At 55.2% G+C, this 26,955-nt stretch carries 26 protein-coding genes, 1 tRNA gene, 1 rRNA gene and 1 pseudogene; 11 read left to right on the top strand and 18 right to left on the bottom strand.

Going from position 1 to position 26,955, the window contains the following annotated elements:
* Positions 1-48: 48 nt before the first annotated feature.
* A complete protein-coding gene (gene rpsF, locus F560_RS0106810) occupies positions 49-339 on the bottom strand; it encodes a 30S ribosomal protein S6 (RefSeq protein WP_019004971.1) in 291 nt (96 codons plus the stop codon).
* A gap of 244 nt (positions 340-583) precedes the next feature.
* On the opposite strand from rpsF, the gene F560_RS0106815 reads away from it, so the two are divergent.
* Positions 584-766, top strand: coding sequence for a YjzC family protein (locus F560_RS0106815; RefSeq protein ID WP_019004972.1), 183 nt, complete (start codon positions 584-586; stop codon positions 764-766).
* A gap of 520 nt (positions 767-1,286) precedes the next feature.
* On the opposite strand, the gene F560_RS0106825 is transcribed toward F560_RS0106815, so the two are convergent.
* The 4 genes from F560_RS0106825 to F560_RS0106840 form a co-directional block, all read right to left on the bottom strand.
* A tRNA-Ser gene (locus F560_RS0106825) sits at positions 1,287-1,377 on the bottom strand.
* Between the two features lie 53 nt (positions 1,378-1,430).
* A complete protein-coding gene (locus tag F560_RS0106830; RefSeq protein ID WP_019004974.1) occupies positions 1,431-1,652 on the bottom strand; it encodes a DUF951 domain-containing protein in 222 nt (73 codons plus the stop codon).
* On the bottom strand, positions 1,653-2,549 hold the full coding sequence (locus F560_RS0106835) for a mechanosensitive ion channel family protein (protein WP_019004975.1): 897 nt from the start codon (positions 2,547-2,549) through the stop codon (positions 1,653-1,655).
* A gap of 18 nt (positions 2,550-2,567) precedes the next feature.
* Positions 2,568-2,816, bottom strand: coding sequence for a putative Se/S carrier protein (locus tag F560_RS0106840; RefSeq protein ID WP_019004976.1), 249 nt, complete (start codon positions 2,814-2,816; stop codon positions 2,568-2,570).
* A 113-nt stretch (positions 2,817-2,929) separates the two neighbouring features.
* Between F560_RS0106840 and yyaC the strand changes: the two genes are divergently transcribed.
* Positions 2,930-3,547 (top strand): spore protease YyaC, encoded by a 618-nt coding sequence (gene yyaC, locus F560_RS0106845; protein ID WP_019004977.1) that lies wholly within the window; start codon positions 2,930-2,932, stop codon positions 3,545-3,547.
* On the opposite strand, the gene F560_RS0106850 is transcribed toward yyaC, so the two are convergent.
* The 12 genes and pseudogenes from F560_RS0106850 to rpmH all read right to left on the bottom strand — a co-directional run bounded on the left by F560_RS0106850 (position 3,522) and on the right by rpmH (position 14,729).
* Entirely contained in the window at positions 3,522-4,013 is a 492-nt protein-coding gene (locus tag F560_RS0106850) for a DUF4446 family protein (protein ID WP_019004978.1), read from the bottom strand. The two genes, yyaC and F560_RS0106850, sit on opposite strands and share 26 nt — an antisense overlap.
* 39 nt (positions 4,014-4,052) lie before the next feature.
* Complete coding sequence (locus tag F560_RS0106855; protein ID WP_019004979.1) at positions 4,053-5,219, bottom strand: aminotransferase class V-fold PLP-dependent enzyme; 1,167 nt, start codon at positions 5,217-5,219, stop codon at positions 4,053-4,055.
* A 98-nt stretch (positions 5,220-5,317) separates the two neighbouring features.
* A complete protein-coding gene (locus F560_RS0106860; RefSeq protein ID WP_019004980.1) occupies positions 5,318-6,166 on the bottom strand; it encodes a ParB/RepB/Spo0J family partition protein in 849 nt (282 codons plus the stop codon).
* A complete protein-coding gene (locus F560_RS0106865) occupies positions 6,147-6,920 on the bottom strand; it encodes a ParA family protein (protein WP_026298137.1) in 774 nt (257 codons plus the stop codon). The genes F560_RS0106860 and F560_RS0106865 overlap by 20 nt, the downstream gene beginning before the upstream one ends.
* Before the next feature lie 100 nt (positions 6,921-7,020).
* Positions 7,021-7,836, bottom strand: coding sequence for a nucleoid occlusion protein (gene noc, locus F560_RS0106870; protein ID WP_019004982.1), 816 nt, complete (start codon positions 7,834-7,836; stop codon positions 7,021-7,023).
* 538 nt (positions 7,837-8,374) lie between these two features.
* Positions 8,375-9,115, bottom strand: coding sequence for a 16S rRNA (guanine(527)-N(7))-methyltransferase RsmG (gene rsmG, locus F560_RS0106875; protein WP_019004983.1), 741 nt, complete (start codon positions 9,113-9,115; stop codon positions 8,375-8,377).
* Positions 9,108-11,012, bottom strand: a complete 1,905-nt coding sequence (gene mnmG, locus F560_RS0106880; RefSeq protein WP_019004984.1) for a tRNA uridine-5-carboxymethylaminomethyl(34) synthesis enzyme MnmG — start codon at positions 11,010-11,012, stop codon at positions 9,108-9,110. The genes rsmG and mnmG overlap by 8 nt, the downstream gene beginning before the upstream one ends.
* Positions 11,013-11,041: 29 nt before the next feature.
* Positions 11,042-12,418, bottom strand: a complete 1,377-nt coding sequence (mnmE, locus tag F560_RS0106885) for a tRNA uridine-5-carboxymethylaminomethyl(34) synthesis GTPase MnmE (RefSeq protein WP_019004985.1) — start codon at positions 12,416-12,418, stop codon at positions 11,042-11,044.
* Between the two features lie 91 nt (positions 12,419-12,509).
* Complete coding sequence (gene jag, locus F560_RS0106890) at positions 12,510-13,127, bottom strand: RNA-binding cell elongation regulator Jag/EloR (RefSeq protein WP_019004986.1); 618 nt, start codon at positions 13,125-13,127, stop codon at positions 12,510-12,512.
* The gene (locus F560_RS0106895) at positions 13,069-13,941 is read right to left on the bottom strand and encodes a YidC/Oxa1 family membrane protein insertase (protein ID WP_019004987.1); all 873 of its coding nucleotides are present in this window, start codon (positions 13,939-13,941) and stop codon (positions 13,069-13,071) included. Before F560_RS0106895 ends, jag begins: the two co-directional genes overlap by 59 nt.
* Positions 13,942-14,147: 206 nt before the next feature.
* A pseudogene (gene rnpA, locus F560_RS0106900) lies at positions 14,148-14,489 on the bottom strand (ribonuclease P protein component); the annotation flags it as partial.
* A gap of 105 nt (positions 14,490-14,594) precedes the next feature.
* On the bottom strand, positions 14,595-14,729 hold the full coding sequence (gene rpmH, locus F560_RS0106905; protein WP_019004989.1) for a 50S ribosomal protein L34: 135 nt from the start codon (positions 14,727-14,729) through the stop codon (positions 14,595-14,597).
* Positions 14,730-15,221: 492 nt separating this feature from the next.
* Between rpmH and dnaA the strand changes: the two genes are divergently transcribed.
* The 6 genes from dnaA to gyrB all read left to right on the top strand — a co-directional run bounded on the left by dnaA (position 15,222) and on the right by gyrB (position 21,566).
* Positions 15,222-16,571, top strand: a complete 1,350-nt coding sequence (gene dnaA / locus F560_RS0106910; RefSeq protein ID WP_019004990.1) for a chromosomal replication initiator protein DnaA — start codon at positions 15,222-15,224, stop codon at positions 16,569-16,571.
* A 181-nt stretch (positions 16,572-16,752) separates the two neighbouring features.
* The gene (gene dnaN / locus F560_RS0106915) at positions 16,753-17,895 is read left to right on the top strand and encodes a DNA polymerase III subunit beta (protein WP_019004991.1); all 1,143 of its coding nucleotides are present in this window, start codon (positions 16,753-16,755) and stop codon (positions 17,893-17,895) included.
* An 11-nt stretch (positions 17,896-17,906) separates the two neighbouring features.
* A complete protein-coding gene (yaaA, locus tag F560_RS0106920; RefSeq protein ID WP_019004992.1) occupies positions 17,907-18,122 on the top strand; it encodes a S4 domain-containing protein YaaA in 216 nt (71 codons plus the stop codon).
* A 24-nt stretch (positions 18,123-18,146) separates the two neighbouring features.
* Positions 18,147-19,265 (top strand): DNA replication/repair protein RecF, encoded by a 1,119-nt coding sequence (gene recF / locus F560_RS0106925; RefSeq protein WP_026298138.1) that lies wholly within the window; start codon positions 18,147-18,149, stop codon positions 19,263-19,265.
* A gap of 53 nt (positions 19,266-19,318) precedes the next feature.
* Positions 19,319-19,567, top strand: coding sequence for an extracellular matrix regulator RemB (gene remB / locus F560_RS0106930; RefSeq protein WP_019004994.1), 249 nt, complete (start codon positions 19,319-19,321; stop codon positions 19,565-19,567).
* A gap of 88 nt (positions 19,568-19,655) precedes the next feature.
* Complete coding sequence (gene gyrB / locus F560_RS0106935; protein ID WP_026298139.1) at positions 19,656-21,566, top strand: DNA topoisomerase (ATP-hydrolyzing) subunit B; 1,911 nt, start codon at positions 19,656-19,658, stop codon at positions 21,564-21,566.
* Between the two features lie 105 nt (positions 21,567-21,671).
* Here the strand turns inward: gyrB and F560_RS0106940 are convergent, their stop codons facing one another.
* Complete coding sequence (locus F560_RS0106940) at positions 21,672-22,448, bottom strand: YheC/YheD family protein (protein WP_019004996.1); 777 nt, start codon at positions 22,446-22,448, stop codon at positions 21,672-21,674.
* Between the two features lie 106 nt (positions 22,449-22,554).
* On the opposite strand from F560_RS0106940, the gene gyrA reads away from it, so the two are divergent.
* The 3 genes from gyrA to F560_RS0106955 form a co-directional block, all read left to right on the top strand.
* The gene (gyrA, locus tag F560_RS22715) at positions 22,555-25,020 is read left to right on the top strand and encodes a DNA gyrase subunit A (protein WP_019004997.1); all 2,466 of its coding nucleotides are present in this window, start codon (positions 22,555-22,557) and stop codon (positions 25,018-25,020) included.
* 26 nt (positions 25,021-25,046) lie between these two features.
* Positions 25,047-26,108 carry an HD-GYP domain-containing protein gene (locus F560_RS0106950; protein WP_019004998.1) on the top strand — a complete coding sequence of 354 codons (1,062 nt, stop codon included), beginning with the start codon at positions 25,047-25,049 and terminating at the stop codon, positions 26,106-26,108.
* Between the two features lie 373 nt (positions 26,109-26,481).
* Positions 26,482-26,955: ribosomal RNA gene (locus F560_RS0106955) — 16S ribosomal RNA — on the top strand; the annotation flags it as partial.

The following is a 26,955-nucleotide window of genomic DNA, read 5'->3' on the forward strand; positions in this document are numbered from 1 at the left end:
TCATGACGGCTCAGGCGGGTTGCCGCCAGGCTGTCGTGCAGTGTTCAATCAAGCAACGACGTCTTTGACAATGATGTGGCGAATGACTTCGTCCGTAATCTTCAGGACGCGTTCCAGTTCGGCCACAACCGAAGCAGGCGCCGAAAACTGAACCAGCACATACGTGCCTTCGCGGTACTTCTTGATCTCGTAAGCGAGGCGCTGCTTCTTCGGCGCTTCCGCTTTCAGGATCTCGCCGCCGCCGCTCGTGATGATGCTTTGGAATTTCTCCGTGACAGCAGGAACGGCTTCTTGGTCCACGTCCGGGCGGATGATGTACATCAACTCGTATTTGCGCATGTTCCTTCTACCTCCTTTTGGTCTTTGGCCCCCCGCTTGGCATACCGCGTTATGCGGCCGAGGAGCAAGGAGTACACGATGGCTAAAACCGAAATCGCATACCTAATCAGAGTAACACAACACCGATAAAATCTCAAGAGATTGCTATAAACCCGAATGCGCAAGCTGCCGGCGGCCGGCTTGTTTCCGGACCCGAATAGGCTTGCCGCATTTGGCGGAACACTAACGGTCGGAGGTGAGCCCGATGGGTGAATGGAGCGAATTCGAGCCCGGCGACCGCGCGCCCAACGAAGGCGTGTATATTGAAGTGGGCGAAGCGTCGTTTCATACCGGCATACAAAATCCGAAACGCGTGCATCTGAAAAAGGGCGAGCGGTTCCCCGATACCGCGAACAAAAACCGCAAGTGGAAAAGATTCGAACGATGACGTCTTATGGGATTTCGTTATTTTTCACGGCGAAGGAATAAAGAAAATCGATTCGGGACACTCTAACTGTCGGCGACGAACAGAGAGGTGTGGTTCCATTGAACCCATTCAGGCAACAGCCGTCAACAGGCAAGCCGGAGGAAAGCTCGTACCAAACGGAGTAGGACGGGAGTGTTGCGCCAAAGACACGTTCTAGGCAACACCTAAGCCCTAAAGGGCCCTGCAATCCGAATCGCTGGTGAACGACCGGGCTCAAACGGCTGCGCATCTCAAAGGACGCACAGCCGCTTATGCCAAAACCGTCCGGTTCGTTCCGGATGTCGCGGTCTTCACGAAAAGGCAACGTTTCGGCAACGGCTTCAACATCAATCGTCGCCCGAAGGGCCCCTTAACGGGGTCCTTTGTCATTTAAGCAAAAAACAACCGCCCCGGCGGATCGGAAGCGGCTCTCTTCGTCGATGTCGATATGGAAAATAAAAAACAGCTCGTGTCGAGCCGCATTTCTCCTGATGATCGTCGGTGGCGGAGAGGGTGGGATTCGAACCCACGCACGCCTTGCGACGCCTAGTTGATTTCGAGTCAACCCCCTTGGACCACTTGGGTACCTCTCCGCAACAGGAGTTATCATATCATATTCTTGTCCGTCTTGCAACTGTTTTCGCGGCTATTTTTCCGTTTCCGCCGCCGTTTCGCCGCCGCCCGAGCGGAGCACTTTTTTCATACTTTTCTCAAATTTGGCACGGGGTAGCAAAATGCTGTGCTTGCACTTCACGCACTTGATCCGGATATCCATCCCCATGCGAATAATTTCCATTTCGTTCGCCCCGCATGGATGCGGCTTTTTCATCTGAACGACATCGCCGAGCTGAAATACTTTTTTATCCATTTACCCCACCACCCGTTCGCTTGCCTCGCGCGAAAAATAACGCGGATTTTCCGCCGCCTCGAACGCTTTTTTCAATTCGGCGTTAAGCCGTCTGGAGACGGAGCCTTGCGTGTTCGGTTTGCATACGGCCGTAATCCGCAGGACAACATCGCTTGCGCCCATCGATTGAACGCCCAGCAGCTCCGGCTTGCCGATGACGTTCGGGTCTTCAAAGCGGTTGAGGACGCTGCGGATCGTGTCCGTCGCCTCATCCAGCGAATCGGTGGCCGCAACCGAAAAATCGACGACGGCCAGCGATTCGTGAACCGAATAATTGGTTACATCCACAATCGATCCGTTCGGAATGATATGCACTTCGCCCGTCCAGTTGCGGATTCTCGTCGAACGCAGGCCTATCATTTCCACGGTGCCCTTGAATTTTCCCGTTTCGATCACGTCGCCTACGGAAAAATGATCCTCCAAAATGATGAAGAAGCCGGATATGATGTCCTTCACCAGACTCTGCGCTCCAAAGCCGATCGCAAGCCCGACGACCCCGGCCCCCGCAAGCAGCGGTCCGAGACTGATATGGAATTCGCTCAAAATAAGCAGAATCACAATGAAGTTGATGGCGTAGCCGGCCGTGTTTTTGAGCAGCTTGCCTACGGTTTGCACGCGCCGCGTGCGGATTTTCAGCCGCTTGGCGGAGCGCGCGTGCGTAAACTGGTCGATGATCCGGTTGACCATAATGCGGGCGATCCGGCTGATCACCAGAATCATCACGATTCGCAGCAGCACTTCCAATGCCGCCATCCACATCGAGGTATCGGTGACCGTCGCCCAGATGCCTTCCACGAATTGCTGCCAAAGACCGGTGTTGTCCGCCAGCGTCTGTTCCCAATCATTTGCCGCAGTCATCGATCGATCCCTCCGCTCCTACATGATTTGTTCGTAACCGCCCTCCGCTGCGGGACGGAATAGCCCCCGGATTTCCACCTGCTCGTTTACGATCACTTGCCGGACCGTATCCAGCGCCTCTTCGGAAAATTCGATGGACAAGGCGCAGCCGGCCGTAATCTCTTTCGGCGTGGGACGGATATCTATCTCCACGTCGGCGTATTCCAGCAGCATCTCCGCTCTCAGCGCCTGCTGAGTGGAATCGAATGCGATCAAGATCGGATTCATAGCGTTTCGGCACCTTTCTCCTATTAATCGCTCGCCGGCTTTTCCAATGAGTATAAAAGCATGGCTGCGTCCATATACTAATAACAACTTATGGGAGGAGGCGAAGCAGACGAATGAACGGCGCTTGGGAGAAGCGGCAGCATTCAACGGTTGATCCGGCTGCGCTCTCTTTAAAAATCCATTACCACGACCCTACCGTTCTTCGCAAGCTGACGGAACGGATAGGAAGCCAATTGAAGCAACTGCCGCCGGACAGGCCTATCGCCGTCGTCTGCGTCGGCACAGACCGCTCGACGGGCGATTCCCTCGGCCCTCTTGTCGGCAGTCTGCTTTCTCGGGAACCGAACCCCAAATTCGAATTGTACGGCACCTTGGACGAACCCGTCCATGCCATGAACTTGAACGACACGCTGCTTCGCATCAAGGGCGCTTCCCGCAATCCGTTTGTCATTGCCGTGGATGCATGTCTCGGACAAGTTTCCAGCGTCGGCTGCATTCAGTTCGGATTAGGTCCCGTTCACCCCGGAGCGGGCGTCAACAAAGAGCTTCCTCCCGTCGGCGATATTCATATCACCGGCATCGTGAACGTCGGCGGCTTTATGGAGTACTTCGTGCTGCAGAACACCCGTCTGAACCTGGTGATGAAGATGTCCGACGTGATCGCCCAGAGCATTCTGGACTCGATCCGCTCAGCGAGAACGGAATCTATTCCTTTTGCATTGCCTGAATGATAGCGGTTTTCTCTTCCGGTGTAAGCATGTACGCCGATTGGCCTTTGTCGAGCGGCTTGGCATACAAAAAAGCCTGATCTCGGCTGTGAATGCCCGTAATGACAACGCCGTCCTGCTGATCGTTGACAATCGCCACGGAGAAGCTCAAATCGCTGCCCGTATCCGAAAACGCATTGAACCGATGAACGCCGACCTGCCCCTTGAGCGAGGCCAGGCGTTTGTCTTGTTTGGCCAGGCGATCGTTCAGTTCGTCCTGACGCTGCCGGACATCGCTCACTTGCCGATGCAGCAATTCAAGCACGTCTTCCAACGCCGGCACGCCCGTCTCTCCCACAAGCTGGCGATGCGCTTTCCGCAGCTTGCGAACCTTGCTTCCCAGCACGATCAAGCCGATCAGCGCAACGACGGACAACAGGCCTTCCAATGCCACAATACCCAACCAAAACTCCTCATCCAGCCCGAACATGCTTGTCTCCCCCATGCTATCCAATCGATGTAGATGTATTTATTTGTTTCGCAGCATGACCGATATTTGGTTTACCGCATCGACCAAGGATACGATTTCCGATTCGGTCGTGAAATATCCCGGGCTGGCGCGAACGGCCCCCGTTTCCAGCGTCCCGGCGCTCTCATGCCCCAGCGGCGTGCAATGGAATCCGGCACGGACGGCGATGCCGAATTGCCGGTCCAGCAGAAACGCGACTTCGGACGGGTCCGCTCCTTCCAGCAGAAACGAGACGATCGCCGTCCTCTCCGTATGGATATCCGGCCCGAGCAACGTCACGCCGGGAACCGATTGCAGCCCCTCCATCAACTGCCGCGTCAGCGCAAGCTCGCGGGCATGAATGCGGGCTGTCGTCTCCTCAAGCACGAACCGGACCCCTGCGGCAAGCCCCGCGATTCCGACCGTATTCGGCGTGCCGGCCTCATACCGGTCCGGGCGGACCGCCGGCTGCTCCGGAGATTCGGAGCGGCTGCCCGTTCCGCCTTGCATAAGCGGCTCCAGATCCAGCTCGGGGTGAATGTACAGCCCCCCGGTCCCCTGCGGCCCCAAGAGCCCTTTATGGCCCGGAAAAGCAAGCAGATCGATCCCCATCGCCCCCACGTCGATTTCCAGCACGCCGGCGCTTTGCGCGGCATCGACGAGCAGCTTCGCCCCATGCTTGCGCGCGATTGCGCCGATTTCGCCGATCGGCAAAATCGTGCCGAACAGGTTCGAACTGTGTCCGGCGACAATCAGCCGGGTATCCGGCCGAACCGCATCGCGCAGCTTGTTAAGGTCCAGAACCCCCCGCGCATCGGTGGCGACGTACGTCACCTTGATTCCCAGCTTTCGTTTCAACGCTTCCAGCGGCCTGCGCACGGAATTGTGCTCGACCGACGTCGTCACGACATGGTCGCCCGGCCGGAGCATTCCGGTCAGCGCCATGTTCAGGGCATGCGTCGTATTCAACGTAAACGCGATATCGTTCGGATTCGCGATACGAAACAGCTTCGCGAGCGCCTTGCGTCCCTCGAACAGAACCCTGCTCGCCCGCACCGACATCTCGTGGCCTCCCCTTCCCGGGTTGGCGGCGGCTTCTCTCATGCTCCGTTCCATCGCTTCCATGACCTGCGGCGGCTTTGGCCAGGAGGTGGCTGCGTTGTCCATATAAATGATCGGTTTATCCATTTTATTCCCCTTCATCGTCATCCTGACGCAAGGATAGCATACCTCAGTTTAATCTTTCGGAGGAAAGATTACAACTTGGGTATGCCATCCGATTGTCATTATGCCAACGCCTGAAGAATTTCCAAAATCCGCTCCAGATCGCTTTTGTTGAAATAAACCAATTCGATGCGCCCTTTATCCTTGTTCGCTTTGATCCGCACCGTCGTCTTGAATTTTTCCCGAAGCCTCTCTTCCAGCTCGTCAATGTACGGATCGCGTTTTTTCGCCTTCGGCTTTGCCTTGCCTTTCCCCTTGACGTCCAGCTGCTGAACGGCGTCTTCCAGCTGGCGCACGCTCCACGCATGGTCGACGGCCAGTTTCGCCAGCTCTTTTCGTTTAGCGTCTTCTTTGACGCCGGCGAGCGCCCTGGCATGTCCCATGCTTAATGTTCCACGTGAAACATGTTCCTTGATTTCATCCGGCAGCGTCAGCAGCCGCAGAAAGTTCGCGATATGCGACCGGGACTTCCCGACCTTCAAGGAAAGCTCCTCTTGCGTTAGCGAAAACTGGTCCATAATCGCTTGATAAGCAACGGCGATCTCAATCGCGTTCAGATCCTCGCGCTGCAGGTTTTCGATCAGGGCGATTTCCATCACCTGCTGATCGCTGTACGTGCGGACAACGGCCGGAATCGTCGGATTGCCCAGCATCTGCGAGGCGCGGAACCGGCGTTCCCCCGCTATAATCTCATAGCCGCGCAGTGCCGCCCGCACCACGATCGGCTGAATGACGCCATGTTCCCGAATGGATTCGGCCAGCTCCTTAATCGCGTTTTCGTCAAACGTTTTGCGCGGTTGATAAGGATTGGCCCGCAACTGGGAAAGAGGAATTTCCACGATTTTATCGTCTTCATTGATGGACAGAGACGTGATTAAGGCATCCAGACCCTTACCTAGCCGCTTGCTCATACGTTATCACTTCCTTCGCCAATTCGAGATAAACCTCGGCGCCTTTGGATTTGGGATCGTAGGTGATGATCGATTGACCATGCGAAGGAGCTTCGCTCAGTCGGATATTCCGGGGAATAATGGTTTGGTAAACTTTTTGCTGAAAATACTTTTTGACCTCTTCGATGACTTGGATGCCCAGATTCGTCCGCGCGTCGAACATCGTGCACAGCACGCCTTCGATTTGCAGCGACGTGTTCAGATGCTTCTGCACCAGCCGAATGGTGTTCAGCAGCTGGCTGAGCCCCTCCAACGCGTAATATTCGCACTGGATCGGAATCAGCACCGAATCCGCCGCCGTCAGCGAATTGATGGTCAAAATGCCGAGAGACGGCGGACAGTCGATCAAAATATAATCGTAATCATTGCGCACCAGCGCCAGAGCCTTCTTCAGCCTGATCTCTCTTGAGATTGTCGGAACGAGCTCGATTTCCGCACCGGCCAATTGGATCGTCGCCGGAATGATCTTCAAGTTGGGAAGCCCCGTTTCTACAATCGCCTGGTTTGGATGAACATCATTGATCAGTATGTCGTAGATGCAATAGTTGACGTCCGCCTTGTTGATCCCGACCCCGCTGGTCGTGTTCCCTTGGGGATCGATATCAACGATTAGCACCTTACGGCCCAATGTCGACAAACACGCGCCCAGATTGACTGATGTCGTCGTTTTGCCGACACCGCCTTTTTGGTTGGCTATGGCGATAATTTTAGACAAGCTCATTCACCTCAATATTTACTGCTCCTGCATGCAGGGGAAAGCCGACAGAAAAAGCGGCCCGCAAACGGCACCGCATGTGAATGGATGTTGGTGATCGTTAACGCTTCGGTATATGGATGACGATTTCGATATGGTCCTCGCAATCCCGCTCGCTGGCTTTAATCGGTATGCCGGAGCCGGTCACCATCTCCACCGACTGGCGGATCGTATTTAGCGCAAGCCGTACGTCCTTCGTGAAAGACACTCTGCGCGTCTTCGGTTTCTGATTAGCCTGAAGAAGGAACGCGATCCTTGTTTCCGTCTGCTTGACGTTCCACTCTTTGTCGATGATTTCCTGCAGCACTTTGTTTTGAAGTTCTTCGTCGGGCAGCGCCAACAAGGCGCGCGCATGCCGCTCCGTGATTTTGCGTTCGAGGAGCGCCTGTTTGACGGTGTCGCCCAATTGAAGGAGACGAATTTTATTGGCAATCGTGGATTGGCTTTTGCCCAGCCGCTGCGCAAGGCTTTCCTGCGTCAACTGATGAAGATCCATCAGCTTCTGATACGCTGTCGCTTCTTCGATCGCCGTCAAGCCTTCGCGTTGAAGGTTTTCGATCAACGCCATCGAAGCCGCCTGCGAGTCGTTGATTTCCCGGACGATAGCCGGAATATTGGCCATGCCGAGCTTGACTACGGCGCGCCAGCGGCGCTCTCCGGCGATCAGCTCGTATTTGCCGTTCCGTTGACGGACGACGACCGGCTGAATGACGCCGAGCGTCTTGATCGTCTGGCATAGTTCATCGATTCGTTCGTCGTCAAATATCGATCGGGGCTGGTACGGGCTCGGAACGATGTCCGAAACGGGTATTTGTTTCACTTCTTCCTGGCCGCTCCGATCCGACAAGCCGAAAAGACGCGACAACGGTTCTCTCATCTTCTTTTTACCACCACGTTCGTATTATATAGGAGATTCAAGACAAGCGGAACTTATTGGGTGTTGGAAACAACGGCTCGCGGGAAATCCGGCGCAGAACACCTTGGCATCGTGACGAAAAAGCGCCGCATTTCCGCGCCTGACCGGCGCATATGCGGCACGTCGCTTCTCTCCGTTCGTAATTATACTAATTCGATGCGAAGCGCCGTTTTCCTGCTCGTGAAAAAACTTTCACAGCTATGCCATTTCTTCTTTCCCGCTTTCCCGAAAGAAGCGCGTCCGTTTCCGCGGCAACGATGGAAAAGAACCCTAACCGCTTGTCTTTGCCGAATGCCGTCCAGGACGACTATACCTTCGCGTCGTGAAGGGTTCGTCCGTTACTCCCTTAAAGGATCGCCGGGGGCAAAAAGATTTGCGCCTCTTGCTCCAAAAGAACAACCACTCGCATTTGGATTCGGAAACACAAAAATGTTCCACGTGAAACAAGAATAGTATAGCATCTCTTTGTTTCACGTGGAACATTATGATTTGAAATGGATCAGAGACGGATCGCGTTTCGCAGCAAAGGCGTCTTTAACGGGATTCCGGCTTTGCGCGGATACGCCTTCGGAGTCGGCCCCTTTTTCACCATGACGATCAGGTGGCGTTCCGAACGCTCGTTGGGCAGCTCCAGGCGTTTCGTCTGGTGAACGGCCGCATTGAGCTTTTCGATGCTGAACCGCCCCTCATCCAATTCTTCCGCAATGTCGGAGCCCTTCATCGCTACAAAGATGCCGCCCGGTTTCACAAAAGGAAGGCAAAGCTCGTTGAGCCCCGCGAGGCGGGCGACCGCGCGCGCCGTTGCGACATCGTGCCGGTCCCGGTGCTCAGGCAGCCGAGCGACATCCTCCGCCCTGCCGTGTAGGCAAGTTACATCCGCAAGGCCAAGCGACGAGACGACTTCCTCCAAAAAACGAATGCGCTTCGCTAAGGAGTCGACGATGGTCACCCGAATGCGCGGAAACGCAATTTTAAGCGGAATCGAGGGAAAGCCGGCTCCGGAGCCGATATCGGCCAGGCTGACCGAACCGGAAAGATCGGCGACGGTCGACACGGTTAGCGAGTCGTAAAAATGCTTCTCATAAACGGCCGACCGCTCCGTAATGCCGGTCAAGTTCATCTTCTCGTTCCACTCGATCAGCAGCCGGTAGTACGCCTCGAATTGTTCCAACTGGTTATCGCTTAGCGCAATGCCGATTGCAGAAGCCCAATCCTTCAGCCAAATCTGCGTATTATCCATGCTTCACCCGAGCCGCCGTTACCCGATTGTAGTGTTCCAAGTGGACGAGCAAAATCGAAAGATCCGAGGGCGTCACGCCGGAAATGCGGGAAGCCTGGCCGATCGAGATCGGACGGATTTTGTCGAGTTTTTGCCTTGCTTCCGTCGCCAGCCCGTGGATGCTGTAATAGTCGATGTCTTCGGGAATCCGCTTTTTCTCCATTTTCGCCAGCCGCTCCACTTGCTGAAGCTGCTTTTCGATATAGCCGGTGTATTTCGTCTGGATTTCCACCTGTTCCTTCATGTCGTCCGTCAGATCGTAAGGCGACGGGGACAGGGCTTCCAGATGCGCATACGTCACTTCCGGGCGGCGCAGCAACGTCAGGCCGTCGACCGCGTTCGTGATCGGCGCGGACCCGACGGACGCCAGCATCGCCTGCACTTGCTCGTCGGGGCGGAATTTCGTTTCCTTCAGCCTTTCCAGCTCCGCCTCCACCAGTTGTTTCTTTTTCAAAAACCTTTGGTAGCGTTCCTCGGAAATCAAGCCAATCTCGTAGCCGAGCGGAGTGAGGCGCAGATCGGCATTGTCGTGGCGAAGCAGCAAACGGTACTCCGCGCGCGAAGTCAGCAGGCGGTAAGGCTCGTTGGTACCTTTCGTCACCAGATCGTCGATCATGACGCCGATATACCCTTGGGAACGGCTGATGATCACCGGCTCCAGCCCTTTCGCCTTGCGCGCCGCGTTAATGCCCGCGATAATGCCTTGGCCCGCCGCTTCCTCGTAACCGGATGTGCCGTTGATCTGCCCGGCGGTGAACAAGTTGGGCACCAGCTTCGTCTCCAGCGACGGCCAGAGCTGCGTCGGCACGACCGCGTCGTATTCGATGGCATAGCCGGTACGCATCATTTTCACGTTTTCCAGGCCGGGAATGGAGCGAAGAATTTGCAATTGCACTTCCTCCGGCATGCTCGTGGAAAGTCCCTGCACATAATATTCCTTCGTATGGCGGCCTTCCGGCTCGAGGAAAATCTGATGCTTCGGCTTGTCGGCGAACCTTACGATCTTGTCCTCGATCGACGGGCAGTACCGCGGTCCCGTTCCTTCGATCGCACCCGAAAACATCGGCGCGCGATGCAGGTTCTCGTTGATGATGCGGTGCGTCTCTTCCGACGTGTACGTCAGCCAGCACGGCAGCTGTTCCTTTTCCCGTTCTTCGTAAATCGTCTCGAACGAGAAGTATTTCGGATTCGAATCGCCGGGTTGAATTTCCGTCTTGGAAAAGTCGATCGTATCCTTGTGCACTCGCGGCGGCGTTCCCGTCTTGAACCGCACCAGCTCGAAGCCGAGATCCTTAAGCGATTGCGACAGCTTCACGGAAGGCTGCTGGTTGTTGGGTCCGCTCTCGTACATCAGCTCGCCGATAATGACCTTGCCGCGCAAATACGTCCCCGTCGTCAGCACGACGGTCTTGGCCCGGTATTCCGCGCCGGTCTTGGTCACGACGCCGCGGCAGACGCCGTCTTCGACGATCAGCTCCTCCACCATTCCCTGACGAAGCGTAAGCCGCTCCTGTTTCTCAATCGTTTCTTTCATCGTATGCTGATACAGAAACTTGTCCGCTTGCGCGCGAAGCGCGTGAACGGCGGGCCCCTTGCCCGTATTCAGCATCCGCATTTGAATGAACGTTTTATCGATATTGCGTCCCATCTCGCCGCCGAGCGCGTCGATTTCCCGGACGACGTGGCCTTTGGCCGGACCTCCGATAGACGGGTTGCAAGGCATAAACGCGACCATATCCAAATTGATCGTCAGCAGCAGCGTTTCGCAGCCCATCCGGGCCGCAGCCAGCGCGGCTTCGCAGCCCGCGTGGCCGGCGCCGACGACCACCACGTCGTAATTTCCTGCTTGATAACTCATGCCTGAGCCTCCTTTAGCTAACCATTATATCACTTGCCCAAACAAAATTTAGAGAAAATTTGATCCAGCAGCGACTCGCCGACGGAATCGCCGACGATCTCGCCTAGCGTCTCCCATGCGGAAGCCAAGTCGATCTGGATCAGATCGACCGGCACGCCCGAATCCGCGGCGCCAATCGCGTCCTTCAGCGAAGAAGCAGCCCGATGAAGCAGCGAAATATGGCGGGCGTTGCTTACATAGGTCAGATCCTCCGACTCGACGCCGCCGCTCAAAAACAGCTCGGACACGGCCCGCTCCAAATCCTCAAGGCCGGTCCCTTCCTTGGCAGACAAATAGACCATGCGTTTTTCCGGGAACCGCTGCCGGATCCAATCGGTGTCGAGCCTTCCTTCCAGATCGATTTTGTTGACGACGATAATGACCGGCCGGTCCTTCAGCTCGTCGAGAAGCTTCAATTCGTCTTCATGGAGCGGTTCATGGAAATTCAGCACGAGCAAAATCAGATCCGCTTCGTTCAACGCCCCGCGCGAGCGTTCGACGCCGATTTTCTCCACGACGTCGCTCGTTTCCCGAATGCCGGCCGTATCGAGCAACCGCAACGGAATGCCGGCAATCGACACCGACTCCTCGATAATATCGCGAGTCGTGCCGGGAATATCGGTTACGATCGCCTTGTTCTCCCGCGCCAGCGCGTTGAGCAAGGAGGATTTGCCGGCATTCGGCCGGCCGACGATCGCGGCGACGATGCCTTCCCGTAATATTTTGCCTTGATTTGCGAATTGCAGAAGCCGCTCGACTTCCTTCAGCACGTCCGTACAGCGCTCCCGGATCATCCCGGCTGTCACCTCGGCGACGTCGTGCTCCGGATAATCGATATTGACCTCCACATGCGCAAGCAGTTCGATCAGCTTCGTCCGCAGCGGAACGATCCGTTTCGACAGCGCCCCCTCGGATTGCCGTCTTGCCACCTGGAACGCCCGTTCCGACTTCGACCGAATCAGGTCCATCACCGCTTCGGCCTGCGTCAAGTCAATGCGTCCGTTCAAAAAAGCCCGCTTCGTGAACTCTCCGGGCTCGGCCAGCCGCACGCCGCTGCGCAGCACGAGCGCCAGCACCGCCTGCACCGCCACGATCCCGCCGTGCGTGCTGATCTCCACCACATCCTCGGCCGTAAACGACCTCGGCCCTTTCATCACCGACACCAGCACTTCGTCGAGCACTTGCCCGTTTGCCGGATCCACAATTTTGCCATAGTGTATCGTATGCGATTCCGCTTTGCGCAAATCGGTTTTCGACCGGAACAGCGGCGCCACCTTCGCGATCGCTTCGGGGCCGCTGACCCGGATCACGGCGATACTGCTCTCGCCCATCGCCGTCGCGATCGCCGCGATTGTGTCTTCTGTCATGCCGTATCGCCTCCTGCGGAAACTTCCGCCCAAACGTTAAAAAACGCAATGCTCCGCCAATACCGCGGGTGCCATTGCGTAGTCGGGTCCGTTATTTCAAAGCAATGACGATGCTTCGGTTCGGTTCATCGCCTTTACTGTACGTTTTCACGTGAGGATGGGATTGCAGGCGCGCGTGAATGATTTTGCGCTCCTGCGAACTCATCGGTTCGAGAACAATCTCCTTGCGCGTCCGAACGACCTGGCTTGCCATCCGATCCGACAGCGACTCCAGCGTTTTTCGCCGGCGCTCGCGAAAGTTCTCGGCATCCAGCACGATTTTCAGGTGACGGTCGGAATGCCGGTTGGCCACGATGTTCATGAGAAATTGAAGGGAATCGAGCGTCTGCCCGCGCCGGCCGATCAAGATGCCCAGATCCGAGCCCGTCAAGTTGACCCGGACGCCGCCCGGCTCATCGATCCGCTCCACTTTCACCTTCACGTTCATCGCCTCGGTCACATCGTGAAGAAAACGCAGCGCTTCTTCCACACCATCCGGAATCAGCTCGATCTCGACCTTCGCTTCCTTGACGCCGAACAGGCCGAACAATCCCTTGCTGGGCTGCTCCAGCACCGAATATTTGACCCGGTCTTGTCCGACGCCGAGCTGATCAAGACCGTTTCTTAGCGCTTCTTCTACCGTTTTTCCTGACGCCACCAGCTTTTGCATGAACTTTGGCCTCCTTGCCAGAAGTTACTTCCGGTTTCGAGGAACGATCACGACCATACATGAAATAGTTTTGAACGATCGTGTAAAGGTTGCTGTAAATCCAGTAAAGCGGCAGCGCGACGGGGAACGAAAGCGCCATAACGAAAATCATGATCGGGAAGATGAACATCAGCACTTTCATCGGTCCCATCTGCTGCTGCGGCTGCAGGACGACCATCATCCAGGACTGGATGAACGTCGTAAGCGCCGCGACGACAGGAACCAGATAATAGTACCATGTGCCGGATTGCGACGGGGCCAATCCGAGCTCGAGCCCCAGGAACGAATGGGTCCGGATCGCGCTGTTCATATAAATCGAGTTGTAGAGCGCGATGAAAATCGGCATTTGAATCAGCAGCGGGAAGCATCCCGCCAGCGGATTGACCTGATGCTCCTGATAGAGCCTCATCATCTCTTCCTGCATTTTCTGCGGATTGTCTTTATGCTTCTCCCGCAGCTTCATGATTTCCGGCTGCAGCTTCTGCATCGCCTTCGTATTCTTGTACTGCTTGATCATAAGCGGCAAGATCAGCGTCCGCACGATAATCGTAAGCAGCAAAATCGATAAGCCGTACGACCCGTTGAACCAATCCGCAAACGTATCCAACATTAGAGAGAACCAGTAGACGACGTTGCGCTGCCACCAGTTGCCCTCCAGCATGCTTTCCGTTGTCGTAGCCTGGGTCGGAGAAGGCGCGCAGCCCGACATCAACAATAAAAGAACCGCCGACAGCAGCACACCGCTGACGACCCACCATTTGCGATTTCGCAACAACACCAAAAACTCCTCTCGAGCATGTGCGTGGACCAAACTGTAGCGCTTGTCCCAAAAACGCTTGCATATACCCGTTTTATCCAAACGGCTCTAACATTCAATATACCATAATATTAAAGACAATGGAAAGCGCGCGGAAAACCGTTTTTCGACTTCGGGTAACCGTTTCCGATCCCTTTTCCGTTGTCGTTTTTGGCGGACGGCGAAGACCCTTTGAGCAAACCGGCTTTGCGCAGCACATGCAGCACGCTTTTTTCCATTTCCCAATACGAAAGGGAAAGCGCCGGCTTGCGCACGATCAGGATGAGATCGGTCCCTTCCTCCAGCCGGTGGGCGTGATGCCGCACGATTTCCTTAACCATTCTTCGCATCCGGTTGCGAACGACCGCTCCGCCCAGCTTGCCGCTTGCGGAAACGCCCAGCCGGAACCGCTCGGTCTCGGGATGCTTGCGCCAGTAAACGACGAACTGCGAATTCGCGAACGAACGTCCCTGCCGGTATATGCGATTGAAATCCTCCCTTTTCCGAAGCCGCAGCTTTCTTTGCATTTCACACCGCTCCATTGCCTGTTATCGCGCATCGACCAAGACGCATTTCTTCATTATCATCGTCCACAAATAAAGAAAAAAGACCACCTCTCGTGGTCTTTATCCTTAAGCGGACAGCACTTTCCGTCCTTTTTGACGGCGAGCTTTCAGAACTTTGCGTCCGTTCTTGGTGCTCATGCGTTTGCGGAAGCCGTGAACCTTTTTCCGCTTGCTGACATTCGGCTTAAATGTCGGACCCACCGTTCAATACCCCCTATCATAAAAACTCAGGTTTTTCTATTAAAACACAAGATCGGTAAAATGTCAATCCAACCTCCAACGAAGCCGGGAAACGGAAAACGAGAGGCTTGCCAGCGTTATTCACATGTGTATAAATAAAACGCATTTTGGCGGTTATCCGGGTATTTGTCGAATTATCACACAATTTATCAACAATATCTAGTGTTGTGCACAGAATTCATCCACAAGTTATTGAATTTGTGGATAACAGGGTCAAATTCATTGAATTTCGCGGGTTGATCTGCTATGATTAGTTCGATATTTTTCCGTGGATAACTGATTTGCGGTTTAAATTTATTAACAACCTGTGTATAAAGTTGTGAACAACATCCCCTTCTTATGGACATTTAGATAAAGAATTCAGGGAATTATGTGGATAACTTGTCGATCTCGCCTTTTTTTCGACATTTCCGCTCCCTTCGTCCGCCTGTTGGGTTAAAGGAGTGACTTCATGTGGACAACCGAAGCAGCGAGATCTGGCAGCAAGTCTTGTCGGTCATTCAAACCAAGCTGAGCAAGCCCAGCTTCGACACGTGGTTCAAAGCGACCAAGGCGACCTTCCTGAGCGAAGGGATGGTTCTGGTCACGGCTCCCACGACGTTCGCGGCCGAATGGCTGGAAACCCGTTACACGAAGCTGGTCGTTTCCACGCTCTCCGAATTTTTGGGGAGACCCGTGGAAGTGAAATTCACGATCGAAGAGAATCGACCGACAGACCCGCCAGCGCCATTTCTTCAAACTCCAGTTGTCAAGCCCGCGCCTTCCGAAGAGAACGTCTCCATGCTCAATCCGAAGTATTTGTTCGACACGTTCGTCATCGGGGCGGGCAACCGTTTTGCGCATGCCGCATCGCTCGCCGTCGCAGAAGCGCCGGCCAAAGCGTATAACCCGCTGTTTCTCTATGGAGGCGTGGGACTCGGGAAAACGCATCTCATGCACGCGATCGGGCACTACATATTGGAACACAATCCGCATATGAAGGTGCTCTACATCTCGTCCGAGAAATTCACGAACGAGTTCATCAACGCCATCCGGGACAACCGCGGCGAAAGCTTTCGCAACAAGTACCGGAACATCGACGTGCTGCTGATCGACGATATTCAGTTTCTGGCAGGCAAAGACGGAACGCAGGAAGAATTTTTCCACACGTTTAACGCCTTGCACGAGGAACACAAGCAGATCGTCATTTCCAGCGACCGCACGCCGAAGGAGATTCCGACGCTGGAAGAGCGGCTGCGTTCCCGCTTTGAATGGGGACTCATCACCGACATTCAGCCGCCGGATTTGGAAACGAGGATCGCCATTCTCCGCAAAAAGGCGAAGGCGGAAAACCTTGATATTCCAAACGAAGCGATGGTGTACATCGCCAACATGATCGACTCGAACATTCGGGAGCTGGAGGGCGCCCTCATCCGGATCGTCGCCTACTCGTCCCTGACGAACCAGGACGTCACGACGCATCTGGCTGCGGAAGCGCTCAAAGACATCCTGCCTTCCAACCGAAACCGGGTGATCACGATTCAGGACATCCAGCAGCGGGTCGGCGAATTCTACGGTCTCAAGCTGGAGGACTTCAAGGCGCGCAAACGGACGAAAGCCGTCGCTTTTCCGCGGCAGATCGCCATGTATTTGTCGCGCGAGCTGACGGACTATTCCCTGCCGAAAATCGGCGAAGCGTTCGGAGGACGGGACCATACGACCGTCATCCACGCCCATGAGAAAATCAGCAACCAGCTCAAAACGGACCAGGAATTATACAAGATCATTCAAACGTTGACGGAGAAAATCAAAAATCTGACTTGATTCGGCATCAGAAACGAAATTGCGCAGTGGAAAAACGGAAAGCCTGTACACAAAAGATGCACATGTGGATAGGCTCCGTTTTCGCGTTTTTTCGACTTATCCACATATCCACTCGGCCTACTACTACGACCTTAAATATTTAAATATGCTACTTTAAGCAAAAAAATGACGAGGTGCGTCAATGAAACTGACCATATCACGCAACGAATTGAACGAAGCGGTGCAGCAGACGGTCAAAGCCGTTTCCTCCAGGACCACGATTCCGATTTTGAGCGGCATTAAGATCGACGCCGACGCACAGGGGATTACGCTTACCGCCAGCGATACCGATATATCGATTCAAAGCTACATTCCCGCAGAAACGGCGGACAAGCACATCGCTACCGTCACCCAAAGCGGCAGCGTTGTTTTGCCCGCTAAATTTTTTGCCGAAATCGTGCGCAAGCTTCCCCATGAAGAAGTGAACATCGACGTAGGCGAACGGTTCCAAACCGTGATCCATTCCGGATCGAGCGAAATCCAGATCGTCGGCATGGATCCGGAAGAGTTCCCCGTTCTTCCCGTGTTGGAAGAGGACAAAGTATTCAGCGTGCCGGGCGACCTGCTCAAATCGATGATCCGCCAAACGGTGTTTGCGGTTACGACCAACGAATCGACGCCCGTATTGACCGGCGTGCTGTGGAACCTTCAGGACGGCGTGCTCAAATTTCTGGCGACCGACCGGCATCGTCTGGCGACATCGTCGATCAAAATCGACGCCGATCCGGACATCCGCTTCGGCAATGTCGTCATTTCCGGCAAAACCTTAAACGAGTTGTCGAAAATCATCCCCGAGCAGAACACGCTGATCGATATCGTCGTCGCGGACAGCCAGGTGCTGTTCAAGCTGGGCAACGTGCTGTTCTTCACGCGGATGCTGGACGGAACGTTCCCCGATACCACCAAGATTATTCCGACCAGCTACAAAACAGAACTCGTTCTTCACACCCGGGCGCTCGGCGATGCGCTCGACCGCGCGTACTTGCTGTCCCGGGAGGAGAAGACGAACATCGTCCGTTTGACGACAACGGAAAACGGGAATGTAGAAATTCTATCCAGTTCTTCCGAACTGGGACGGATGCAGGAGCAGCTTGAAGCGGTGGAATTGACCGGCGAGCCGTTGCGGATCGCCTTCAACTCGAAATATATGCTGGACGTGCTCAAGGTAACCGACAGCGAGCAGCTGTTTATCGGCTTTACCGGACCGATGAGCCCGATTATTATCAAGCCGCGGGACCACGACAACGCCCTGCATCTTATTCTTCCTTATCGGACCACGAATTGAGGCGAGAAGCGATGAAGGAAATTACGATCACCACGGAATATATCACGCTCGGTCAGCTGCTCAAGCTGACCGACTGCGTCGGAACCGGCGGAGAGGTAAAACGGTTTGTCAAAGAGACGCCGATCCGGGTCAACGGCCAGCCGGAGGATCGCAGAGGGCGCAAGATCGTGCCGGGCGATTCGGTCGAGGTGGAAGGCTTCGGCGCGTTTGTCGTACGAACCGGATAGATGCCGCGGGAAAGGAATCAGGGCATGCAGCTGAATCGGTTGGAATTGCAAGGCTACCGCAATTACGAACGGCTGACGCTGGATACAAGCGCCGGCGTCAATATTTTGGTGGGTCCGAACGCGCAGGGAAAAACCAACCTGCTGGAAGCGATTCACGTCCTGGCTCTGACCAAATCCCACCGCACGTCCAAGGATAAGGAGCTGATCGGCTGGAATCAGCCCTTTGCCCGGATCCGCGCCGAGCTGACCCGCAAATACGGGAAGATTTCGATGGAGCTGCAGCTGTCCCCCCAAGGCAAGCGGGCGAAGGTCAACGAACTGGAGCAGCGCAAGCTGAGCGGGTTCGTAGGGACGCTTAACGTGGTGCTGTTTGCGCCGGAAGATCTCGATATCGTCAAAGGTTCGCCGGGTGTGCGCCGCCGGTTCATGGATATGGAGATCGGCCAGGTGCACCCCGGCTATTTGCACGACTCGCAGCAATATCAGAAAATCATGCAGCAGCGCAACAATTACCTGAAATCCACCGACGCCTCCAAAGCTTCGCAGGCGATGCTGGACGTGTGGAATGAACAATTGGTTTCCTTTGGTGTTAAAATGATGCAAAAAAGGAAAACCTTTATACGTAAGCTGCAGGGATGGGCAGAGAAAATCCATTACGGCATTACGGCCGGAAGCGAACAGCTGACGGTTGAATATCGCCCATCGTTCGGAATCGACGATGACGCCGGCTTCCAAGATGAAGCTTCTTTATTCCAGCAATTTATGTTAAAGTTAACACAAGGCAAAGAGCAGGAGTTTCGCCGCGGCACGACGCTCGTAGGTCCGCACAGGGACGATTTGGCGTTCTACATTAACGGGAAGGACGTGCAATCCTTCGGGTCGCAAGGCCAGCAGCGGACCGCGGCTTTGTCGCTTAAGCTGGCGGAACTGGAGCTTATGCGCGAAGAGATTGGAGAATATCCGCTGCTGCTGCTGGACGATGTTTTGTCGGAGCTGGACCAGCAGCGGCAAACCCAGTTGATCGAGACATTCCAGAGCCGGGTTCAGACGTTTATTACGACGACCGGACTGGAGAGCGTAAATATGAACCGTTTGAAGGATGCGGCCGTTTATGAAGTCCGTGGAGGAGAAATCGTCGGCTGAAAGAACGGTCCGTTCTGCGGACCGGGAGCGAATCATGCAACGGGAGGCGCGGCATGTACATTCATCTCGGCGGAGAGAAAATCATTCGGACGTCGCAGCTTGTGGCTATTTTTGATATTTCCATCGAGCAGTCCTCCAAGCTGTCCAGGCAATTCGTGGCGCATGCCCGCAAGAACCGCGAAGTGGAGACCATCGGGGATGAAGAGCCGAAGTCGATCGTCGTCACGGAAGAGAAAGTGTACTATTCGCCCATTTCCTCGTCCACGTTGAAGAAAAGGGCCCATCAATTGCTTGATCTATAGCGGGACTTAACGGCGCGTCGGCGCCGTTTCGCCTGTCGGTCCCGGGGTGGCAATGCGTTAACGAAAGAAGGCGGTGGAGGGTTTGTCCGTGAATACGCAACAGCATACGTATGACGAGAGTCAAATTCAGGTTCTGGAAGGCTTGGAAGCCGTACGCAAACGTCCGGGTATGTATATCGGTTCGACTAGCGGCAAAGGCCTGCACCATCTGGTGTGGGAGGTTGTCGACAACAGCATCGACGAAGCATTGGCCGGCTATTGCACCCGGATCGATGTGACGGTCCACGAGGACAACAGCATTACGGTTTCCGACAACGGCCGGGGCATTCCGGTCGGGGAGCATCCGAAACTGAAAAAATCGACGCTGGAAGTCGTCATGACCGTGCTTCACGCCGGCGGCAAGTTCGGCGGAGAAGGCTACAAGGTCTCCGGCGGCTTGCACGGCGTCGGGGTCTCGGTCGTCAACGCCCTTTCGGAGCATGTGACGGTCCGCGTCAAACGGGACGGACACATTTACCAGCAGGAATACCGCCGCGGGGTGCCGCAGTACGATATGATCGTCGTCGGCGAAACGGACGAAACCGGGACGCAGACCCGTTTCAAACCCGATCCGGAAATCTTTACGGAAACGACCGAGTTTGACTACGATACGCTGGTCGGACGCATTCGCGAGCTCGCGTTTCTGAACAAGGGAATCGAGCTTAACATCAAGGACGAAAGAACGGGCATGAGCGATACGTTCAAGTTTGACGGCGGCATCAAGGAGTTCGTCACGTACTTGAACCGCACGCGCGAGCCTTTGCACGAACAGCCGATTTACGTGGAAGGCAGCAAGGATTATATCCAGTGCGAAATCGCCATGCAGTACAACGACGGTTATACGGAAAATATCTATTCGTTTGCCAATAACATTCATACGCACGAAGGCGGCACGCACGAGTCCGGATTCAAAAGCGCCCTTACCCGCGTCATCAACGATTACGCCCGCAAATCGGGCATGATCAAGGAAAACGAAGCGAACCTGACCGGGGACGACGTGCGCGAAGGGCTGACGGCGATCATCTCCGTCAAAATCCCGGAACCGCAATTCGAAGGCCAGACGAAGACAAAGCTCGGCAACAGCGAAGTTCGCGGCATCGTGGAATCGCTGTTTGCCGACAAGCTGATGGAATTTCTGAACGAGAATCCGTCCGTCGCGCGCAAAATCGTCGAAAAATCGCTGCAGGCTTCGCGGGCCCGCGAGGCTGCGCGCAAGGCGCGGGAGCTGACCAGACGCAAAAGCGCGCTTGAGGTGAGTTCGCTTCCCGGCAAGCTGGCCGACTGTTCCTCCAAGGACGCGTCGATCAGCGAACTGTTCATCGTCGAGGGCGACTCCGCGGGCGGATCGGCCAAATCGGGGCGGGACCGGAACTTTCAGGCGATTTTGCCGCTTCGGGGCAAAATTTTGAACGTCGAGAAGGCGCGCCTTGACCGCATTCTGTCGAACATGGAAATCCGCGCGATCATTACGGCGCTGGGCACGGGTATCGGCGACGACTTCGATATCACGAAAGCCCGGTACCACAAGATTATCATCATGACGGATGCCGACGTCGACGGAGCGCATATCCGCACGCTTCTGCTCACCTTCTTCTACCGGTACATGCGGCAGCTTATCGAAGAGGGCTACGTCTATATCGCTCAGCCGCCTCTTTTCAAGATCGAGCGCAACAAGGTGGTTCGCTACGCCATGAACGAAGCCGAACGGGACCGGATCATCGCCGAATTCGGCGAAGGCGCCAAGGTGAACGTTCAGCGGTACAAAGGTCTGGGCGAGATGAACGCGGATCAGCTGTGGGACACGACGATGGACCCGAACAACCGCACGATGCTGCAGGTCCGCATCGAGGACGCGATGAAGGCCGATCTCATGTTCGATATGCTGATGGGAGACAACGTCGAGCCGCGCCGGGAGTTTATCCAACAATACGGCAAGTTCGTGAAAAATCTGGATGTTTAAACCTTGCGGCCAAAACCGCGATTTCACCCGCCATCGCACCGGACCCGACAAGGGGTATGCCCCGCGGGCGGGTGCGAAACGGCGGGTTGTTTGTTTTCAGCTCCCTTAGGTTCGGCGGCGGAAGCGGCCGTAAGCGGCGGCGTACCGGTAAATGCGCCGAAAGACGGCGGCGTCCGGGAGCTTGCGAAACAGAAACGGATCGGGAAGCGTGTTGACTTCGAGAATCCAGGGTTTCAGATTTGCGTCGACGGCAATGTCCACTCCGATTTCCTTGATGCCGGGAAACGCTTTTTCAAGCGTCTGCGCGACTTTTTCTCCCAGCGCCATGAGCGTGTCCCGATACGATTTCATCTTCTCTTTGTCGCTGAAATAGCCGTTCATCAAGGTTTCGAAGGGATGCGGAGTGCCGCCGTTGTGATAATTGGTCACGATTTTCCGGGGATGGGCGAGCCGGCCGATAATGCCGGTCGATTCCCAGTTCGACGAAAGATTGTGCTGGACCATTACGCGAAAATCGAACCGGCGGCCTTCATGCTTAAGCAGCTCAATGCCCTGCTGGCAAATATACCTTTTTCGGAACTTGAGGCGAAGAAGCTTTCGGTACATGCCGTCAAAGGAGCGGAACCGGAACTTGCGTTCGCCGGACTGCAACAGATACGGCAGCACGTATTTCGCCTTCCATTCCAGGCGGATGACGCCGTAACCGAACGTGCCGCTCACCGGCTTGACGTAAATCATCCCGTATTTGTGAAGCAATTCGTTCACCGTATTCCGGCTGAACAGACGGGTCTCCGGAATATACTCTTTCAATTCGGGGTCCGCAAGCAGCGCATCGGTTTTGGCCCGTTTGCTTTGGACACGGCGGATCGGCATCCGGCTCATCCAACCTTTCCCGTAACATTATGCTATAATGGAATTATTCATCCTTTTTACAGTATGACGGCTGAACGGTTGTGGTGTTCGTTGGTAACGAAGAAGGAGGATCTTCATGACGGAAGAACAACGCTCCCAAATTCGCGACCGTGATATCGGTCTCGAGATGCGGGAATCGTTTTTGAATTATGCCATGAGCACGATCGTAGCTCGTGCTCTGCCTGACGTTCGGGACGGATTGAAGCCGGTGCACCGCCGCATTTTGTACGGCATGTCGGAACTTGGGGTTACGCCGGACAAGCCGTTCAAAAAATCGGCGCGGATCGTCGGCGATGTCATGGGTAAATACCACCCTCATGGCGACTCTGCGCTTTACGAAGCGATGGTCCGGATGGCGCAGGATTTTTCCATGCGCTACATGCTTGTGGAGGGCCAGGGCAACTTCGGGTCCGTCGACGGCGATATGGCGGCTGCCATGCGGTATACGGAGTCCCGGCTGTCGAAGATCGCGATGGAAATGCTTCGCGACATCAACAAGGAGACGGTCAACTTCGTTCCGAACTACGACGGGGAAGAAACCGAGCCGGAAGTTTTGCCGTCGCGGTTCCCCAACCTTCTGGTCAACGGTACGACGGGGATTGCCGTCGGGATGGCCACGAACATTCCTCCGCACAACCTGACCGAAGTCATTAACGGCGTTCAAGCGCTGATCCGCAATCCGGAGCTGACGGCGCTTGATTTGATGGAATATATCAAGGGACCGGATTTCCCGACCTCGGGCATTATTTTGGGGCGGGAGGGCATCCGTTCGGCCTATATGACCGGGCGCGGCTCCATCACCATCCGGGCGCGGACCGAGATCGAGGAGGTAAACGGCAAGGCGCGGATCATCGTGACGGAAATTCCGTACCAGGTCAACAAAGCCCGCTTGGTCGAAAAGATCGCGGAACTGGTTCGCGAAAAAAAGATCGACGGCATTACCGACCTGCGCGACGAATCGGACCGCAACGGTATACGGGTCGTCATCGAGCTTCGCCGGGACGTCAATCCGAACGTCGTGCTGAACAATTTGTACAAGCACACGTCCATGCAATCCTCGTTCGGCATCAACATGCTCGCGATTGTAAACAAAGAGCCGAAGATTTTGAACTTGCGGGAAGTTCTGCAGCATTACCTCCAACATCAGGTCGAAGTCATCCGCAGGCGGACGGAATACGACCTGAAAAAGGCCGAAGCCAGAGCCCATATTCTCGAGGGATTGCGGATTGCGCTGGATCATCTGGATGAAGTCATCGCGCTCATTCGCTCTTCGCAATCCGACGAAGATGCCCGCAACGGCCTGATTGAACGGTTCGGCTTGTCGTTCGATCAGGCGCAGGCGATTCTCGATATGCGTCTGCGCCGTCTCACCGGCTTGGAACGCGAGAAAATCGAGCAGGAATATAACGAATTGCTGCAGAAGATAGCCGAATACAAAGCGATTCTCGGTGACGAACAGCTCGTGCTGAACATCATCCACGAAGAGCTGGAAGAGATTAAAACCAAGTACGGCGACGAGCGGCGGACGGAGATTACGGCCGTTGACAACGAGATTCTCGACGAGGATCTCATTCCGCGCGACGATGTGGTGATTACGATGACGCACACGGGCTATATCAAACGATTGCCGGTGTCGACGTATCGCAGCCAAAAGCGCGGCGGCCGGGGCGTTGTCGGAATGGACACGAAGGAAGACGATTTTATCGAGCATCTGTTCGTCTCCAACACGCACCATTACCTGCTGTTCTTTACGAACCGGGGACGGGTGTTCCGGCTGAAGGCGTACGAAATTCCGGAATTGAGCCGGACGGCGCGGGGAACGCCGATAATCAACCTTATCCAGATCGATCAGGGGGAAACGATCAATTTCGTGATTCCGGTCGAGTCGATGGAGTCGAACCGCTATTTGTTCTTCGCCACCCGGAACGGGATTGTCAAGAAGACCCCGCTGGACGATTACGCCAATATCCGCAAGGTCGGGTTGATCGCCATTTCCCTGCGCGAAGACGACGATCTGATCGGCGTGAAGCTGACCGACGGCAACCAGGAAATCGTTATGGGCACGGCGCAGGGCATGTCCATTCGCTTCTCCGAGCAGGACGTGCGCCCGATGGGCCGTGCGGCGACCGGCGTCAAAGGCATTCAGCTCGAAAAAGGCGACACCGTCATCGATATGGACGTCGTCGATCCGGACCGGGATGTGCTGATCGTGACGGCCAAAGGCTACGGCAAGCGGACGCCGATGACCGAATACCGCAGCCAGACGCGCGGGGGCAAAGGCATCAAGACGCTTCACGTAACGGAAAAGAACGGATCGGTCGTCAGCCTTAAAGTGGTCAAAGACGATGAGGATTTGATGATCATCACGACTTCCGGCACCTTGATCCGGACGAGCATGTCGGGAATCAATACGATGGGCCGCATTACGCAAGGCGTAAAGCTGATCAATATTAGGGACGACGAAGCGGTTGCGTCCGTCGCGCGGGCGCCCAGCAGCGAAGATACGGGAGAGTCGGAACCGATTAACGATGAGAGCGAATAACCGGGTTGGTCGGGAGGTAGAACGTCATGCCGGTGTTGTCCGTAACACAGGTACGGGAAGGCGACTGTCTGGCCGCGGATGTGCTGACGCCGTTAGGCAGCCTTCTTTTTCCCGAAGGAAGGGTTTTGTCCGGGCGGGATCTGGAGATTTTGCGCGCGTTTCTCATTGCGAATGTAGACGTACGTCGCGACGGTCTGGCCGAAACGAAGGAACAAGCGGAGGAGACGGCCCCCGAAGCCGCGCTTTTGCCGCTGCAGCAAAAGTTTTTGGAGATGGAGCGATTGCTGGAGCGCTCGGCGGCGTTGACGGGACCCGGACAAAAATTGCCCGTGCTTGAGCTCCGCAACAAACTCCAGGAGCTGCTCGGCAGCATCGACGAATATAATGTTTTGACATTCGTTCCTCCCCCAACCGTGAAGCCGGCCGAAAGGTGGATCCGCAACAGCGTTCTTGCGGCGCTCACCTCCTATAAGCTGGCCAAATGGTGCAAGCTGCCGGAAAAGGATTGGCTGCAAATTGCGTTTGCGGGTCTTTTGCATGATATCGGCAATGTCCGCATCGATCCGGCGATCTTTCACAAGCCGGGCTCATTAACGCCGCAGGAAGTTCAGGAGATGAGGCAGCATACGGTGTACGGCTTCCGCTTGCTTGAGGGCGTTCCTTCCCTGAATCAAGGCGTGGCGCTTGCGGCTCTGCAGCATCATGAACGATTGGACGGAAGCGGCTATCCCATGAAAATCACCGGCGACAAAATTCATCCCTATGCCAAAATCGTCGCCATTGCGGATATGTATCATGCGATGACGACGGCGCGCAATCAGCGGCAAGCCCAGTCGCCCTATCTGGTGCTGGAGGAATTGCAGTCCCAATCGTTCGGCAAGCTCGATCCGCTGTTCGTGCGGACGTTTATCGAACGGGCGACGCATTTTCACAACGGCATGCTGGTTCGGCTTAACGACAACCGGGTCGGCGAGATCGTTTTTACCGACGCTCAACATCCGACTCGACCTATGATCTCCGTTTCCGGAGAAATTATTAATCTGAACAAGCAACGCGATCTGTATATCAGTTCGATCTACTCCGCCTGACGGGAGCGGGCGCAGGTTAAACCGGATAACGGCCGAAAGGCGGTTTCCGGTTTTTGTTTTTTGAAGACTAAGCGCGGACGTTCGGGCGCCGGAAAAAGCGGTCCGAGGCGAAGCGGAGATCGAAAAGATTGTAAAAATATTCCATTAATAAATTTTAAAAAAAGGTATTGCATAGGCGAATGGATCGTGATATATTATTTGAGTCGCCGCTGAACGGCGGCGCGAAAGCGAAGGCCTACGGGCCAAGCGATTGCTCCTTGAAAACTGAACATCGAGCGTAATTCGAAACACCGTCAAGCAAGAGTTTTCTTGCGAGACAAGCCAGAAGAATTTGGAGCCAAACGGCTCTTCGATAAACCGGTCCGTTGGACCTTTTATGGAGAGTTTGATCCTGGCTCAGGACGAACGCTGGCGGCGTGCCTAATACATGCAAGTCGAGCGGACCTTCGAGGGAGCTTGCTTCCGAGAAGGTTAGCGGCGGACGGGTGAGTAACACGTAGGCAACCTGCCCTTTAGACCGGGATAACATTCGGAAACGGATGCTAAGACCGGATAAGCAGCCTCATCGCATGAGGGGGCTGGGAAAGACGGAGCAATCTGTCACTAAAGGATGGGCCTGCGGCGCATTAGCTAGTTGGTGAGGTAACGGCTCACCAAGGCGACGATGCGTAGCCGACCTGAGAGGGTGAACGGCCACACTGGGACTGAGACACGGCCCAGACTCCTACGGGAGGCAGCAGTAGGGAATCTTCCACAATGGGCGAAAGCCTGATGGAGCAACGCCGCGTGAGTGAGGAAGGCCTTCGGGTCGTAAAGCTCTGTTGCCAGGGAAGAATAAGGTCCAGTT

The sequence above is a fragment of the Cohnella laeviribosi DSM 21336 genome (assembly GCF_000378425.1).
In the GTDB taxonomy this organism is placed as follows: Bacteria; Bacillota; Bacilli; order Paenibacillales; family Paenibacillaceae; genus Cohnella; species Cohnella laeviribosi.